We start from the raw sequence: 13,593 nt of genomic DNA on the forward strand, positions 1-13,593 counted from the left end.
ACAACGTAAGCCCTTAACAGCGTACCGAAACGTACCAGCGGACCTGACCAGCCGATGCCCATAACGATACTTGATCTCGTCCTGCTCGGCGTGATGCTGATTTCGGGCCTGCTCGCGATGGTGCGCGGCTTCATGCGCGAGATCCTGTCGATCGCGGCCTGGGGCGCCGCCGCTTTGGTCACGCTGTATGCGTTCTCGAAACTTTTGCCGACCGCCAAGACCTATTTCAACAACGACACGGTCGCGGCCGTGGTCGTGGTGGCCGGCGTCTTCATCGGCACGCTGATCGTGGTTTCGATCGTCACGGTGCGGATCTCGGACATGATCTTGGATTCCCGCATCGGCGCGCTCGACCGCACCCTCGGCTTCCTGTTCGGGCTCGCCCGCGGCCTCCTGATCGTGGTCGTGGCGTTCATGTTCTTCACCTGGCTGGTTCCCGACAAGCAGCGGCCCGACTGGGTGACCGGGGCGAAGTCGCGGGTGGTGCTGCAGGGAACCGGGGATTGGCTGATGTCGCTCTTGCCTGACGACCCCGAGAACACCATCTTAAAGAAGTTCAAGAAGAATAAGCCAGACGACGATTCTGCGGCCGATACCAATGATCAGGCGACGCCGGCGTCGGGTGATGGCTATAGCAAACCTGCGCGTGACAGCTTGAAGAAGCTGATCGAGAAACCCGCGGGCCGATAAACTATTTGGGCCCTTACGAGAGGCGATGAACGAGATGCAGACCCCTTCGGATCATACCGACCAAATGGATCTCGACCTCGGCCCGATCGAACTGCAAGACCCTCTCAGATACCACCCCGACCTCGATGGCGACACGCTCCGCGAGGAATGCGGCGTGTTCGGCATCTTCGGCCATCCCGAGGCCGCCGCGATCACCGCACTCGGCCTGCACGCCCTGCAGCACCGCGGCCAGGAAGCCGCCGGCATCGTCTCCTTCGACGGCAGCCGCTTCCACAGTGAACGCCGCCTCGGCCTGGTCGGCGACGCCTTCTCCCGCCGCGAGGTGATCGAGCGCCTGCCCGGCAACGCCGCGGTCGGCCATGTCCGCTACTCCACCACCGGCGGCACCATCCTGCGCAACGTGCAGCCGCTGTTCGCCGAGCTCAGCGCAGGCGGATTTGCGGTCGGCCACAACGGCAACCTCACCAATGGCCTGACCTTGCGCCGCGAGCTGGTCAAGGGCGGCGCCATGATGCAGTCGACCACCGACACCGAGGTGATCCTGCATCTCGTGGCGCAGTCCAAGCGCACCCGCTTCATCGACCGCTTCATCGAGGCGCTGCGCACCATCGAGGGCGCCTATGCGCTGGTCGCGCTGACCAACAAGAAACTGGTCGGCGCGCGCGACCCGCTCGGCATCCGCCCGCTGGTGCTCGGCGATCTCGACGGTCGTCCGATCCTGACCTCGGAGACCTGCGCGCTCGACATGATCGGCGCCAAATACGTCCGCGACATCGAGCCCGGCGAGATCATCGTGTTCGACGAGACCGGCGCACACAGCCACAAGCCGTTCCCGCCGAAGCCGGCCCGTCCCTGCATCTTCGAATACATCTATTTCGCGCGCCCGGACTCGATCGTCGGCGGCCGTTCGGTCTACGACGTGCGCAAGGCATTTGGCGCCCAGCTGGCGCGCGAGAGCCATCCCGAGGTCGACGTCGTGGTGCCGGTGCCGGATTCCGGCGTGCCCGCCGCGGTCGGCTACAGCCAGTATTCCGGCGTGCCGTTCGAGCTCGGCATCATCCGCAACCACTATGTCGGCCGCACCTTCATCCAGCCGACCCAGAGCGTGCGCGAGCTCGGCGTGCGCATGAAGCATTCGGCCAACCGCGCCGCGATCGAGGGCAAGCGCATCATCCTGATCGACGACAGTCTGGTGCGCGGCACCACCTCGAAGAAGATCGTGCGCATGATGCGCGACGCCGGCGCCCGCGAGGTGCATTTCCGCCTCGCCTCGCCGCCGATCCTCTATCCCGACTATTACGGCATCGACCTGCCGGACCGCGGCGGCCTGCTCGCCGCGACCCATTCGCTCGAGGAGATGCGCGACATCATCGGCGCCGACTCGCTCGCCTTCCTGTCGATCGACGGCATGTACCGCGCGATGGGCTATGAGGGGCGCGACCCGGCAAATCCGAGATTCGCCGACCATTGCTTCACCGGCGCCTACCCGACCCACCTCACCGACCAGAGCGAAACCGAGGCCCCGCCGCGCCAGCTCTCGCTGCTGGCGGAGGCGAGCTGAGGCGAAGCGTCATCCCGGGCGATGCGCAGCATCGAACCCGGGATCTCGAAGTTGTCTTGCGTTCTTGCCTCAAATTTCGAGATTCCCCGATGCGCGATTGCGCATCTGAGGTCTGGTCCTTCGGACCATCCCGGAATGGCCATGTCTTTTAGCCATGGCCGGGCTTGTCCCGGCCATTTCCGTCTGTAATACCCCGGGCAAACACGCGGACAGACAGACATGACAACACCCCTCGCCTCCCGTATCGCCCTCGTGACCGGCGCCTCGCGCGGCATCGGCTATGCGACCGCGGTCGCACTGGCCAAGGCCGGCGCGCATGTCGTCGCGGTGGCGCGCACGCAAGGCGGGCTGGAAGAGCTCGACGACGAGATCCGCAAGGCCGGCGGCAGCGCCACCCTGGTGCCGCTCTCGCTCACCGATTACGACGGCATCGCGCGGCTCGGCCTCGCGCTGCATGAGCGCCACGGCAAGCTCGACATCCTGGTCGGCAATGCCGGCACCGCAGGGCCGTCGTCGCCGCTCGGCCATATCGAGCTGAAGCCATGGAACGACGTGTTCGCGATCAACGTCACCGCCAATTTCCAGCTGATCCGCTGCATGGACCCGCTGCTGCGGCAATCCGACGCCGGCCGCGCGGTGTTCGTGACGTCGGGCGTGGCCCACAAGGCCAACGCCTATCTCGGCCCCTATGCGGCCTCGAAGGCCGCGCTGGAGGCACTGGTGCGCTCCTGGGCCAACGAGACCGCCAACACAAAGCTTCGCGTCAACCTGTTCAGCCCCGGCCCGATCCGCACCCGGATGCGCGCGCAGGTGTTTCCCGGCGAAGACCCGATGACGCTGGATACGCCCGACATGGCCGCCGAATTCATCGTGCCGATGTGTTCGCCTGATTGGACCGAGACCGGCAAGCTCTACGACTACAAGGCGCGCACGCTGCGCAGCTTCCAGCCGCCGGCGTGAGCGCGGTTCTGTCTCTCCCGTAGCCCGGATGGAGCGAAGCGCAATCCGGGATAGTCTCTACGCGGAGAAACCGGCCCCGGATTTCGCTTCGCTCCATCCGGGCTACGCACCTCCTTGCGATTGACTCGCTCGCGTCCCCACGATTGACTGCGCTTCCCAGCGGGACGCCCGCCAAGAAAAATCTCGGGAGGCATCATGACGCCGACGTTCAATCGCGCGCGCTCCATTCTGTCCGGATTGTTTCTCTCCGCCTGCATCGCATCATCAGCCCTCTTCGCTACACCAACCCTCGCGAAAGCCGGTGACATCCCGACCTTCACCGTGGATGCATCATGGCCAAAGCCGCTGCCGAACAACTGGATCGTCGGCCAGGTCGGCGGCATCACGGTGGATTGGCAGGGCCACATCTGGATGATTCACCGGCCGCGCTCGCTGACCGACGACGAGAAGGGCGCGAGCCTCAATCCGCCGCGCTCGAAATGCTGCGTCTCGGCGCCGCCGGTGCTCGAATTCGACGCTGACGGCAATCTGCTGCGGGCCTGGGGTGGTCCGGGTGACGGCTATGAGTGGGTTGGCCGCGAGCACGGCATCGAGGTCGACGAGCGCGGCTTCGTCTGGATCGGCGGCAACGCCGACAATGACAATGCGATCCTCAAGTTCACCCTCGACGGCAAGTTCGTCGCGCAGATCGGCTCGATCGCGCCGAGCAAGGGCAGTAACGACACTACCCAGCTCGGCAAGCCCGCCGAGACCGCGATCGATAAGGAGGCCAACGAGATCTACGTCGCCGACGGTTACGGCAACCGGCGCGTCATCGTGTTCGATGCCACCACCGGCGCCTACAAGCGGCACTGGGGCGCCTATGGCAACAAGCCCGACGACACCAAGCAGCCGCCCTACGATCCGAAGGCGCAGGTCGCGCAACAGTTCGGCAATCCCGTGCACTGCGTGAAGATCGCCAATGACGGACTGGTCTATGTCTGCGACCGCATCAACAACCGCATCCAGGTGTTCAGGAAGGACGGCGGCTTCGTGAAGGAGTTCTTCTTCGAGAAGAGCACGCTCGGCAACGGCGCGGTGTGGGACATCGCGCTGTGGCCCGATCCCAAGCAGACCTACCTACTCTCCGCCGACGGCGAGAACAACGAGATCCGCGTCATCAGGCGTGACGACGGCGCGGTGGTCGGCAGCTTCGGCCGCAACGGCCGCAACGCCGGGCAATTCCACTGGGTGCACGCGCTCGCGGTCGACGCCAAGGGCAACGTCTATACCGCCGAGGTCGACACCGGAAAAAGGATCCAGAAATTCAAGCTGACCTCCGACGCGCTCAAGTAAGGGTTTCACCGGATGACGCTTCGACGCAGGCCCACCCGGCTTTAGGCGGATTGCCGCGTCCCCCGGGAAAGGGTAAGCGGGAACTTGAGCGACCGGCAAAAAGGCTCCGCAAGAGGGCTGCCCGGGCTTTAGACAGTGGAGGGAATTTCATGACAACGACGTTTGCGCGGCGCTGCGCCGCGCTTCTTGCTTGCGCCGCACTCGGCCTTTCAACTTCTGCGTTCGCGCAGGACAAGGCCGTCAAGATCGGCGTGCTCAACGATATGTCGAGCCTCTATGCCGACATCGGCGGCCCGAACTCGGTGGTCGCGATCAAGATGGCCGTCGAGGATTCCGGCCTGCTCAAGAAGGGCTGGAAGATCGACGTCCTCAGTGGCGACCACCAGAACAAGCCCGACGTCGGTGTCAACATCGCTCGGCAATGGGTCGACAACGAGAAGGTCGATGCGATCGCCGACACGCCGAACTCCGGCGTGGCGCTTGCGGTCAATAATCTCGTCAAGGAAAAGAACATCGTCCTGCTGAATTCGGGCGCGGCGACCGCCGACCTCACCGGCAAGGCCTGCACGCCGAACACGATTTCATATACCTACGACACCTACATGCTGGCCAACGGCACCGGCAAGGCCCTGACGAAGGCCGGCGGCGACACCTGGTTCTTCCTGACGGCCGACTACGCATTCGGCCACGCGCTCGAGCGCGACACCACCGCGGTCGTCAACGCCAATGGCGGCAAGGTGCTCGGAAGCGTCAAGCATCCGATCAACACCGCCGATTTCTCCTCGTTCCTGCTGCAGGCACAATCGTCCAAGGCCAAGGTGGTCGGCCTCGCCAATGCCGGCGGCGACACCACCAACGCGATCAAGCAGGCGGCTGAATTCGGCATCGTTTCCGGCGGCCAAAAGCTCGCGGCGCTGCTGCTGTTCATCAACGACGTGCATTCGCTCGGGTTGAAGACCGCGCAAGGCCTGACGTTCACGGAGTCCTTCTACTGGGACATGAACGACCAGACCCGCGCCTGGTCGAAGCGGTTCTCCGCTTTGGCCAACAAAAACGCGATGCCGTCGATGACCCAGGCGGGCAACTACGCGATGGTGCTGCACTATCTCAAGGCAATGGAAGCGCTCGGCGGCAATCCGCATGACGGCGCCAAGGTCGTCGCCAAGATGAAGGAATTGCCGACCGACGATCCGCTGTTCGGCAAGGGCCCGCTGCGCGCCGACGGCCGGCGCCTGATTCCGGCCTATCTGTTCGAGGTGAAGAAGCCCGAAGAGTCCAAATATCCCTGGGACTATTACAAGCTGATCGCCACGATCGCACCGGAGGACGCCGCGAAGCCGCTTGAGGCCAGCGACTGTCCGCTGCTGAAGAAGTAAGCGAAGTCCGCAGGGTGGGTTTGCGAAGCGCAACCCACCCTGCATTCATCACTTAGCGGCCGACTTCCGCGCCGGCGATGGCAACGACGCCCATTCCCTGTCGGCGCGCGGGCCGCCGACATCGCCGGTCAGGCCGACGAGCTGGCCCGGCTGCACGTCCAGCGTCTGCGTCCAGGTCTGGGTCTGGCACAGCAGCTTGAGCAGACATCCCTTGAGCTTCAGCCGGTCGGATTTGTCGCGCCACAGCGAGACCGTATAGGACTTGCCGTCCTCGGCGTTGTAGATGTCGCCGTCGAACCTGCCCTCCGGCGTCAGCTTCAATCCGAGGATCAGCTGATGGCCGAGCAGCGCACGCGTCCGCTTGTCGGGGTCGGGATTGAAGCTGTCGCGGAACGGCTGGCCGTGTGAATCGAGCGGATCCTTCATCCACACGATGAAACCGCAGATGCGCTCATGCGCAGGGCCGCAGCGCTCGAGGCGGATGCGTGCGCGGCCGTCTTCGGTCAGCCAGGTGCCGCTGGGATCGGCCGGGGCGATCGTTTCGGCGCGGCCGGTCGAGCTCATCAGCAAGGCAGCGACGAGGCTACGCAGAAACATGCGAACCAGAAAGTTCATGGTAAGGGACCTTTCAGTGTCGGGATGGTTTGCGGACGCGCGCGGCGCGCCTCACTTCAATTGCGCCATGAAAGCATCAGCGCCCTTGTCGATGCCAGCGGTGGCCGCGGCGAGATCGCCGACGCTGGCCTTGATGTCGTAGGCATTGGGATATTGCTTGCTGACATAGGCGCCGAGCAGGCGCGAGGTCGAGCTGTCGAACATCTCGACGGCATAGATGACGGAGCCCGTCATCGTTCCCTCGCCGTCGCGCGCGGCCTGCACGCCGTTGTAGACCGCGCCTGCCAGGTCGAAACGCGACAGCGTGCCGAGCACCGGCGTGTTGGTGACCGCGCCGGTCAGCGTCAGCCGCAGGCGGAACGTGTTCGGCCCGCGCGTGTTCACCAGCGTGAAGCGGCCGCGCAGCTTGTCGGCAAAGCGGGTCTGCATGTAGGCGGCGAGCGTCTGCTTGTCCTTCTCGGACATGTCGCCGAACTGATGATCCGCGCCGCGATAAATCACGACCGGATCGATCACCACCTTGTTGTAGCTGCGCCAGTCGACCGGCGGCGCATAGCGATACGGCACACGTCCCGAAGAATCAGACGTATCCGGCGTCATGTAGGCCGACGATGCCACCTCCGAATAGGCCACCGGCGTGACGGCGGCACATCCTCCCGCGAGGACGCAAAGCGCCATCGCTCCCAGACCGCGCGCGGCGATCGAGCTCTCCATTCCAACCTCCTCATCCGACCCTAAAGCGGAAGAGCAGCTCGGCCGCAGCCGCGTCCGGGGCTGAAAGTACGGCTGCGGCCGTCACTGCCGACCTAGCTCGCCGTCGCGGCGCCGCCAGATCTTGCCTCAGTACGATCAACTATAAAACCGACCAGTTGGTTTGTAAAGTTGCAATCGCAGGAAACGCGTCAGAAAAATGCGGCGGTCGAAATGTCGTGTTGGCTGGCGAGGCGGCTTCGCGAATGGCGGCCGCGCGTTGTCACAAACCCGCGACATCTCGTGTGGTACGGCAGAAATCGCCGGGGATTTCAGGGGCCCGGTGCCGATCCAACGCCGCCAAGCGATCCATATTCCGCTTGGGCGGCGTTGCGCTTTCGGCAGCGCCGGAAATTCAGCCGCGCTTACGCGCCGGTGCGGGCTTTGCCGCGCGCGCACCGGCCGGAGGCGAAGATGCCGTGCGCGCCGACGTCGTCTTGACTGGCTTTGCTGCCTCCGTCGCGCCCTGCTCCATCGCGGTCCACTTGCTGTCGTCGAGTAAGCGCTCGAACAGGCGATCGCGCTCGGCCTCGGTCAGCGACAGCATGCCGAACAACGAACTGAGCAGCAGCCCCCGCGCCGCCGCCCAGCGCAGCAGCGCGAGATCGGGATCGCTGGCCTCGGCCTTCATCAGCGCGACCTTCTTGATGTCGACATCGCGCGGCATCGCCATCAATTCGGGATTCTCGTTCATCGCCGCCAGCAGTGCGAACGCCCCTGCCCGCGGCGTTGAGATCGCCTCCCGCAGCGTCGCGATCTGCGCCGACAGTTCGGGCTGGTCCGTGGTCCCGCGTACCTTTTCGATGTAGCGGTTCGAGAATTCCTCGAAATGCGCCATCTGCTGCTCGAGCAAGGCGCGCAGCACCGCTTCCTTGGTGCGGAACTGATGCATCACGCCGCCCTTGCTGAGACCGCTCTCGCGCGCAATCGCGTCCAGCGTCAGGCGCCCCGGACCATCGCGCGTCACGATGGTGATCGCGGCATCAAGTGCGGCGTTGCGGGAGCGTTCCGAACGGGAAGGATTGTCCATGGTGTACTCAGGAAGGAGTCGCTTGAGATCACAGTATCTCAGCGGCTTCGGTCAATCTCAAGCGCTGCATCTGATCTGCGAGGCAGCGCGAACGGCGTCCCCGGAATGGCGGTGTCGCCCTCGGAAGACGCATCAATTTCAGGAATCGGTCATCAACCTATCCGATCGCTCACGCGCACAAGCGAACCTTCTGCAGCAGGCCATGAAGGAAGCCGTAGGCCATTCGGCCGACGACCCGTTCCCCTCGACCGCGTGCGCGGGCGATGGCCTGCGCCTCGGCATGACTGGCGGCGACGATTGTCCCATGCCTGCCACCATCGAGTTTCAGGTCGGTCAGGTAGACAAGGCCGCGCGACGTCAGCAGCGCTGCCTGCGCGGCGCTGAAGCGGGTCAACTCATCGCAGATATCAACGGCCTCGTCGGTCACCATGCTGCTCCTCGCAGAGCGCCCCCGGAGCGAGGCGCGCGTCTTCATCCGGTATCAGCTCTTATACAAACCAACCGGATGGTTTGTAAATGGACAATATGACGCAATCCGCCCGGTGCGGCCGGACACATCATCGTGTCGGATCGGCGCGCTCGCATTCGTCCTCGAAGCATCAGCCAGCACTCGGAGCACGCGAGCGATGACACAGCAGAAACAGACGGCGGAGACCGAAATCAGGACGCTCATCGATGCCTGGACGGACGCCGTCCGCAGGCAGGACTATCCGGGCATTTTCGCCCATCACGATCCGGACATCGTGATGTTCGACGTTCCCCCGCCACTGCAATCACGCGGATTGGATGAATACCGGAAGACGTGGGACTTGTTCTTCAGGTATCACCGCCCATCCTACGCCTTCGATGTCGAGGAGATCGCGATCACGGCCGGCGACGATGTGGCCTTCGCGGTCGCGGTGATGCGGTGCGGGCCACCTGATGCCACGTTCCAGTTCAGGCTGACGATCGGATTGCGCAAGGTCGACGGCGAGTGGCGCGTCACGCACGAGCACCATTCGGTGCCGGCGACGGAATAGAGCGTCTCGTGGTGGATCCGTCGGCGGCCCGCCCTACGCTCTCTTTGCGACCGTCGCGCGCCAGGCGATGGCGAGCGCGAGCAGCAGCAGCGCGCCGGCCAGATAGAACGGCGCGCCGGGCATCTTCACCGGCACGTTGTCGCCGATGAAATACGCGAACGTCAGCGTGAACAGGAACGGGCCGATCAGTTCCGACATGCTCTGCACGCTTGATGTCGCGCCCTGCAACTGGCCCTGCTGGTCGGCAGCGACGAGCTGCGTCGTCAGCGCCTGCGTCGCAGCGCCCGAGAGGCCCCACAGCGCCATCACGGGAATGCCGATCCAAAACAGCTGGCCGGTCGGCGCGGCGCCGAAGATCACGAAGCCCAAAGCGCCGCAGACGAGGCCGAGGAACAGCGCGTTGCGCTCGCCGAGGCGCTGCACGATCGGGCCGATCGCCGCGCCCTGCACGATCATGCCGCAGAGCCCGACCAGCGCCAGCGTCGCGCCGACCGTGCCGGTGTCCCAGCCATAGCGATAGGTGGCGTAGAGCACGAACACCGAGGGCAGCACGACATGCGCGAGCTGGCCGAAGAACGTCGCCAGCGACAGGCCGGCGAGCGTCCGGTTCGAGCGCAGGAAATGCAGCGCGCCGATCGGATTGGCGCTCTTCCATTTGAACGGCGCGCGCCGCTCCACGGGCAGCGATTCCGGCAGGATGAACAGGCCATAGAGCCCGTTGACGAAGCTCAAGCCCGCCGCCGCCCAGAACGGCAGCCGCGGATCGATCTCGCCGAGCAGGCCGCCGAGCGCCGGTCCGAGGATGAAGCCGGCGCCGAAGGCGACGCCGATCTTGCCGAACATCGCGGCGCGCTGCTCCGGCGCGGTGACGTCGGCGATATAGGCGAACACGGTCGAGATGCTCGACGAGGTGATGCCCGAGATCGCCCGCCCGATGAACAGCCAGATCAGGTTCGGCGCCAGCGCCATCAGCACATAGTCCGCGGCAAGGCCGAAATTCGACAGCAGCACCACCGGCCGGCGGCCGAAGCGATCGGACAGCGCGCCGAGGATCGGCGAGCAGACGAACTGCATCAAGGCCCAGATCGAGCCGAACACGCCGAAGATGCGCGCCGCATTTGCGGTGTCGTTGTTGACGAAGCCCTCGATCAGCTTGGGCAGGATCGGGATGATGATCCCGAGCGCGAGCATGTCGAGCAGCAACGTGATGAAGATGAAGATCACCGCGCCGCTGCGCGGTTGCGCTACAGCAACCGTGTCACCCTCCGACCTTTCGCTCACGACGGGCGTTTGCGCTTGTGGGCGAACGGATTGGCCTTCTCGCGCAGCGTGATCCGGATCGGCGTGCCCGGCAGATCGAACGTCTCGCGCAGCGAGTTGATGAGGTAGCGCAGATAGGATCGCGGGATCGCGTCGGCGCGCGAACAGAACAGCACGAAGCTCGGCGGGCGCGCCTTCACTTGCGTGATGTAGTTCAGCTTCAGCCTGCGGCCCGAGACCGCCGGCGGCGGGTTGGCCTGGATCGCCTGCTCGAACCAGCGATTGAGCGCCGAGGTCGGCAAGCGCCGGTTCCAGACCGCGTAGGCCTCCTGGATCGCCGTCATCAGGCGGTCGATGCCCTCGCCCATCAGGCCGGAGACGGCCACGATCGGCGCGCCCTTGACCTGCGGCAGCCAGTGGTCGGCATCGGTGCGCAGTTGCGAGATCTGGTTCGGCTTGCGCTCGACCAGGTCCCATTTGTTGACCGCGAGCACGATGGCGCGGCCTTCGCGCTCGATCAGGTCGGCGATGCGCAGGTCCTGCTCCTCGAACTTGTTCTGCGCGTCCATCATCATCACGACGACTTCGGCAAAACGCACCGCGCGCAACGCGTCGGCGACCGAGAGCTTCTCCAGTTTCTCCTCGATCCGCGATCGGCGGCGCAGGCCGGCGGTGTCGAACACCCGGAACTGGCGGCCCTGCCAGGTGATCTCGACCGCGATGGAATCGCGCGTGGTGCCGGCCTCGGGGCTGGTCAGCAGCCGCTCCTCGCCGAGCAGATGGTTGATCAGCGTCGACTTGCCGGCATTCGGCCGGCCGACGATGGCGACGCGGATCGGGCGCTGCGCGGCCTCCTCCTCCGAGATGTCCTCATCGTCCTCAAGCTCGTCGTCTTCCTCCGGTGTCTGCGGCACCAGCGCGCTCAGCGCCTCGTGGAGGTCACCCATGCCTTCGCCATGCTCGGCCGAGATCTGGACGGGATCGCCGAGCCCGAGCGCGTAGGATTCCATCGCGCCGATCTCGCCATGCCTGCCCTCGGCCTTGTTGGCGACCAGCACCACCGGCTTGTTGGCCTTTCGCGCGAAGTCGGCGAAGGCACGGTCGGTCGGCGTCAGGCCGACGCGGGCGTCGATCACGAACATCAGGGCGTCGGCGAGTTCGATCGCGGTTTCGGTCTGCTCCTGCATCCGCGCCGTCAGCGAACCCTTGGCGCCTTCGTCGAGGCCCGCGGTGTCGATGATGGTGAAGTCGAGATCGTAGAGCCTGGCCTGACCCTCGCGACGGTCACGCGTCACGCCGGGCTCGTCGTCGACCAGCGCGAGCTTCTGGCCGACCAGCCGGTTGAACAGCGTCGACTTTCCGACATTGGGCCGGCCGATAATGGCGATGGTGAAAGACATGGATCATCCAGGCGCGGTCTGTTGTCCGCGGGTCAAGGTGCTGGAAAGAACTACAGCAGGAATGGGGAGCGGTCGAAGCAAATGATGGAGCATCTTCTCCCTCTCCCCGCTCTTACGGGGAGAGGGTTGAAACTCCCCCTCACCCGGAATTCAAGCTGTGCTTGAATTCCGACCTCTCCCCGCAAGCGGGACGAGGTGGAATCTCGCTCGCAATTAGCGTGAAAATCCGCCGCTCGGTAGCGGTGCGGGGAAGGCGCCGCCGGATTGTTGCGTGGTCTGGGTCTGCTGGGCCGGCGCTGCAGGCTGAGCCTGCTGATCGTCGGCGGGCGGCGCGGTGGTGCGGCGGCGGACGATCTTCTTCGGCTTCGGCTCCGGCGGCAGCGCGGCGGGCGCGCCCTCCTCGGCTGCGGCATCGGGAGCAGCCGCCTGATCCGCGGCCGGCGCTGCGCTACCCTTGGCGTGCTTCTTGGCGCCCTTCGGCGGCTCCGGCGGCGGGGCCGGCTGGGCAGCGGCGGCTGCCGCGGCGTTCTGCTGATCGAGCTGTTCCTGCTGCGAGCCCTTGTACAATTCCTTCGGCACGCCCTGCTCCAGGCCGGGCACGCCTTCGGGGAAGACCGGCTTGCGGTCGCCCTGCAGCTTCTTCTTGGAATCGAGGAAGTCGAGCAGGTCGCTCGGATCGAAATTGGACATGCCGCCACCGCCGCACCCCGCCAGCACGCTGCAAAGCGCTGTCAGAACTGCGGCTGCGATCAGGCGTTGCGAGCGGCGCATGGTCGATCTCTCAAACTCGGGTTTCGCGCCAAGTCAGCTTTTCGCGACCGGCGGCAACAAGGCCTGCAGCGCTTCGGCACGCGAGCGCAGGCTCGGCGGCGTCTCGCCGTCATTGGCAATCTGGTCGAGCCACTGCCGCGCGGCGGTGGCATCGTTGGCGCGCCAGGCCGACAGCGCCAGCAGCTCGCGGGCGGAGTGACGGAACGTCGAGTCCTTCGCCGTTGCCGTGGCCTCGAGCCGTTGCAGCATGTTCGGATAGGTGGTGGTTTCCATCACGAGCTGCGCGGCGCGGATCCGCGCCAAATCCTGCTCGGGACCGCCGACGCTGCGGTCGGCTGCGATCTCGTCATAGAGCTTCGCGGCAGCCGGCTGGTCGCGGGTCGCGACCTCGGCAGCCAAGCGCAACCGCGCCAGATTGCGGTAGCCGGACGGTGCCTTGGTGATGAGAGCGGCGAACGCAGCCTCGGCCTCGGCGTGCTTGTTCTGATCGGACAATTCGACGGCACGGTCGAACGCCGCACCGGCCTCGGCGGCCTTCTTGGCCTCAAGATACTGGTAGCCGCGCCAGCCACCGACGCCCGCAACGATCAGGATCGCCAGGGCGATGATAAAGAGCGAGTACTTGTCCCACAGCTTCTTGAGCTGATCGCGACGGACTTCCTCGTCGACTTCGTCAAATAATTCAGACACTTAAGGCTATCCCATCCCCTCGGGACCGCTGCTATCGGTGGGGCCCAGCCCTACCCGATCCCCACATCGCGGCGGCGTTACCCTAATGGTGTGGCGGAGGCAAGGCAAAGCGAGGCGGATCAAAGCGTTAACGGGG

General features: G+C 65.2%; 14 protein-coding genes. 6 read left to right on the forward strand and 8 right to left on the reverse strand.

The window, feature by feature from the left end; genetic code table 11:
* The first annotated feature begins 54 nt into the window (after positions 1 to 54).
* From J6525_RS00190 to J6525_RS00210, 5 genes are all read left to right on the forward strand, one after another.
* A complete protein-coding gene (locus tag J6525_RS00190; RefSeq protein ID WP_026192677.1) occupies positions 55 to 690 on the forward strand; it encodes a CvpA family protein in 636 nt (211 codons plus the stop codon).
* A gap of 34 nt (positions 691 to 724) precedes the next feature.
* Positions 725 to 2,251 carry an amidophosphoribosyltransferase gene (gene purF / locus J6525_RS00195; protein ID WP_092088326.1) on the forward strand — a complete coding sequence of 509 codons (1,527 nt, stop codon included), beginning with the start codon at positions 725 to 727 and terminating at the stop codon, positions 2,249 to 2,251.
* A gap of 219 nt (positions 2,252 to 2,470) precedes the next feature.
* A complete protein-coding gene (locus J6525_RS00200; RefSeq protein ID WP_225641081.1) occupies positions 2,471 to 3,211 on the forward strand; it encodes an SDR family NAD(P)-dependent oxidoreductase in 741 nt (246 codons plus the stop codon).
* Positions 3,212 to 3,406: 195 nt separating this feature from the next.
* Positions 3,407 to 4,546, forward strand: a complete 1,140-nt coding sequence (locus J6525_RS00205; protein ID WP_225641082.1) for an NHL repeat-containing protein — start codon at positions 3,407 to 3,409, stop codon at positions 4,544 to 4,546.
* Between the two features lie 149 nt (positions 4,547 to 4,695).
* A complete protein-coding gene (locus J6525_RS00210) occupies positions 4,696 to 5,922 on the forward strand; it encodes an ABC transporter substrate-binding protein (protein WP_225641083.1) in 1,227 nt (408 codons plus the stop codon).
* Positions 5,923 to 5,970: 48 nt separating this feature from the next.
* Here the strand turns inward: J6525_RS00210 and J6525_RS00215 are convergent, their stop codons facing one another.
* The 4 genes from J6525_RS00215 to J6525_RS00230 all read right to left on the reverse strand — a co-directional run bounded on the left by J6525_RS00215 (position 5,971) and on the right by J6525_RS00230 (position 8,747).
* Positions 5,971 to 6,537, reverse strand: a complete 567-nt coding sequence (locus J6525_RS00215) for a DUF2147 domain-containing protein (protein ID WP_225641085.1) — start codon at positions 6,535 to 6,537, stop codon at positions 5,971 to 5,973.
* A gap of 51 nt (positions 6,538 to 6,588) precedes the next feature.
* Positions 6,589 to 7,251 (reverse strand): DUF3313 domain-containing protein, encoded by a 663-nt coding sequence (locus J6525_RS00220; RefSeq protein ID WP_225641097.1) that lies wholly within the window; start codon positions 7,249 to 7,251, stop codon positions 6,589 to 6,591.
* A gap of 391 nt (positions 7,252 to 7,642) precedes the next feature.
* Positions 7,643 to 8,317: a TetR/AcrR family transcriptional regulator gene (locus tag J6525_RS00225; RefSeq protein WP_225641099.1), complete on the reverse strand. Its 675-nt coding sequence runs from the start codon at positions 8,315 to 8,317 to the stop codon at positions 7,643 to 7,645.
* A 169-nt stretch (positions 8,318 to 8,486) separates the two neighbouring features.
* Positions 8,487 to 8,747 (reverse strand): hypothetical protein, encoded by a 261-nt coding sequence (locus J6525_RS00230; RefSeq protein ID WP_159109494.1) that lies wholly within the window; start codon positions 8,745 to 8,747, stop codon positions 8,487 to 8,489.
* 196 nt (positions 8,748 to 8,943) lie between these two features.
* Here J6525_RS00230 and J6525_RS00235 point away from each other — a divergent pair, with 196 nt between their 5' ends.
* Positions 8,944 to 9,336 carry a YybH family protein gene (locus J6525_RS00235; RefSeq protein WP_225641101.1) on the forward strand — a complete coding sequence of 131 codons (393 nt, stop codon included), beginning with the start codon at positions 8,944 to 8,946 and terminating at the stop codon, positions 9,334 to 9,336.
* Positions 9,337 to 9,369: 33 nt separating this feature from the next.
* Here J6525_RS00235 and J6525_RS00240 read toward each other — a convergent pair whose 3' ends face one another.
* The 4 genes from J6525_RS00240 to J6525_RS00255 all read right to left on the reverse strand — a co-directional run bounded on the left by J6525_RS00240 (position 9,370) and on the right by J6525_RS00255 (position 13,457).
* Positions 9,370 to 10,617, reverse strand: coding sequence for an MFS transporter (locus J6525_RS00240; RefSeq protein ID WP_225641103.1), 1,248 nt, complete (start codon positions 10,615 to 10,617; stop codon positions 9,370 to 9,372).
* Entirely contained in the window at positions 10,614 to 11,996 is a 1,383-nt protein-coding gene (gene der / locus J6525_RS00245) for a ribosome biogenesis GTPase Der (protein ID WP_225641105.1), read from the reverse strand. The genes J6525_RS00240 and der overlap by 4 nt, the downstream gene beginning before the upstream one ends.
* A gap of 213 nt (positions 11,997 to 12,209) precedes the next feature.
* Positions 12,210 to 12,767, reverse strand: coding sequence for a hypothetical protein (locus J6525_RS00250; protein ID WP_225159102.1), 558 nt, complete (start codon positions 12,765 to 12,767; stop codon positions 12,210 to 12,212).
* Between the two features lie 33 nt (positions 12,768 to 12,800).
* The gene (locus J6525_RS00255; RefSeq protein ID WP_225641107.1) at positions 12,801 to 13,457 is read right to left on the reverse strand and encodes a tetratricopeptide repeat protein; all 657 of its coding nucleotides are present in this window, start codon (positions 13,455 to 13,457) and stop codon (positions 12,801 to 12,803) included.
* Positions 13,458 to 13,593 lie beyond the last annotated feature (136 nt).

It is taken from the genome of Bradyrhizobium australafricanum, from assembly GCF_020329495.1.
Lineage (GTDB): Bacteria > Pseudomonadota > Alphaproteobacteria > Rhizobiales > Xanthobacteraceae > Bradyrhizobium > Bradyrhizobium australafricanum.